A 1,828-nucleotide genomic window follows, 5' to 3' on the forward strand; every position below is an offset into this window, starting at 1 on the left:
TGCTTGCGGCCGAACTGGTCGGCCAGCGCGCCGGCCGCCATCAGGAAGCTGCCGAACGCGAGCATGAACGCGTTGGTGATCCAGTTCATCGCGACCGTCCCGCCGTTCAGGTCGCGTCCGATCGCGGGCGTCGCGACTGCGCCGCCCGAAAACGACAGCGGCAGCGCGACGGCGGCCATGCAGACGGCGGCCAGCACCCACGCGCGCCGGCGTGCCGACAGGTCCGAAGCGGCTGAAAAAGGGTGATCCATCATCGCTCCTCGAAAAGCCGGCGCGGATGCGCCGCCAGAGCGACAGAAGATAAATCCGATTCAATCTGCGAAAAACCACGCAAAGCTCCGCATATAACGGACTAGAATTCCGCAATTCACTCGACTACGCGCGTCGACGCACGCCCTTCGATTCGATGGACAACCTGACCGGCATCGTCGCCTTCGTCCGCACCGCGGAAGCGCTGAGCTTCGTCGCGGCCGGCCGCACGCTCGGCATCTCGGCGTCGGCGGTCGGCAAGACGATCGCGAAGCTCGAGCAGTCGCTCGGCGTGCGGCTGTTCAACCGCACGACGCGGCGCGTCACGCTCACCGAAGAAGGGCGGCATTTCTACGAACGCTGCCAGCGCATCCTCGAGGATTTCCGCGACGCGGAAGCGACCGTGACGGCATCGGCGCAGCGCCCGCGCGGCAAGCTGCGCGTGAGCCTGCCGGTGATCGGCTACCGGTTCCTGCTGCCGGTGCTGCCCGAATTCCGGCAACGCTACCCGGACGTCGAGCTCGATCTCGATTTCAACGACCGGATGGTGGATGTCGTCGAAGGCGGCTTCGACGCGGTGATCCGCAGCGGCCCGCTGTCCGATTCGAGCCTGATGTCGCGGCGGCTCGGCCCGTTCGCGTTCGTGCTGTGCGCGACGCCCGCGTATCTCGCGCAGGCCGGCACACCGCGCACGCCGCGCGATCTCGAAGCGCACGAATGCGTGCGCTACTGCTTCCCGACCACCGGCAAGCTGCAGGACTGGGCGCTCGCGGCCGACGACGGCACGCCGCTGAAGCTGCGCACCGCGCTGACCTGCAACAACATGGAAGCACTGCGCGGCACCGTGCTCGCGGGGCTCGGCATCGGCTACATGCCCGACTTCCTCGCGCGCGACGCGCTCGAACACGGCGCACTCGTCACCGTGCTCGACGACTACCGGATCGCGCCGGGGCAATTCTCGATCGTGTGGCCGTCGAGCCGGCAGTTGTCGCCGAAGCTGCGCGTGTTCGTCGATTTTCTGTGCGAGCGGCTGTTCAGGTAGGCACGCCGCAGGTCGATCGAACGGCACGAACACCGCCACTCACCGGCAGCGGCCCGCGCGCGGCCCTTCTCAATCCGCCCCGATCCGCTCCGCCTCCGCCTGCGGCAGCAACGCATCGCTGTCGTCCTTCAGACCGACACCCGTCAGCCCGAGCCGGCGCGCATGCGTCATCAGGTAATGCAGCTTGTGCGCGGCCCCCGCGTACGGCAGCCCTTCGGGCCGCACGTTCGAGATGCAGTTGCGCAATGCGTCGTGGCAGCCGACCTTCGGCGCCCACGTCAGGTACACGCCGAGGCTGTCCGGCGAGCTGAGCCCCGGCCGTTCGCCGATCAGCATCGCGACGACCTTCGCGCGCAGCAGTTCGCCGATCTCGTCGCCGAGCGCGACGCGCGCCTGCGTCGCGACCACCACCGGGCCGATCCGCCAGCCGTCCACGTCGAGCCGCGGCCGCACGGCCTGCAGCAACGGCAGTGCCTGTTTCGCGGCCGCGAACGCCGACAGCCCGTCGCCGACCACGAACACGACGTCGGGCCCGTC

General features: G+C 68.8%; 2 protein-coding genes and 1 pseudogene. 1 reads left to right on the forward strand and 2 read right to left on the reverse strand.

All coding sequences use genetic code 11. The annotated features are described in order from the left end of the window. A pseudogene (locus tag G3N93_RS38895) lies at positions 1-251 on the reverse strand (MFS transporter); the annotation flags it as partial. A 155-nt stretch (positions 252-406) separates the two neighbouring features. Here G3N93_RS38895 and G3N93_RS38900 point away from each other — a divergent pair. Then, positions 407-1,291 carry a LysR family transcriptional regulator gene (locus tag G3N93_RS38900; protein ID WP_174947282.1) on the forward strand — a complete coding sequence of 295 codons (885 nt, stop codon included), beginning with the start codon at positions 407-409 and terminating at the stop codon, positions 1,289-1,291. Between the two features lie 69 nt (positions 1,292-1,360). Here G3N93_RS38900 and G3N93_RS38905 read toward each other — a convergent pair. Continuing rightward, positions 1,361-1,828: ethanolamine ammonia-lyase light chain EutC (locus G3N93_RS38905; RefSeq protein ID WP_206135422.1), on the reverse strand; the 468-nt coding region annotated here is incomplete at its 5' end.

The organism is Burkholderia sp. Se-20378 (assembly GCF_017104665.1).
GTDB lineage: Bacteria > Pseudomonadota > Gammaproteobacteria > Burkholderiales > Burkholderiaceae > Burkholderia > Burkholderia lata.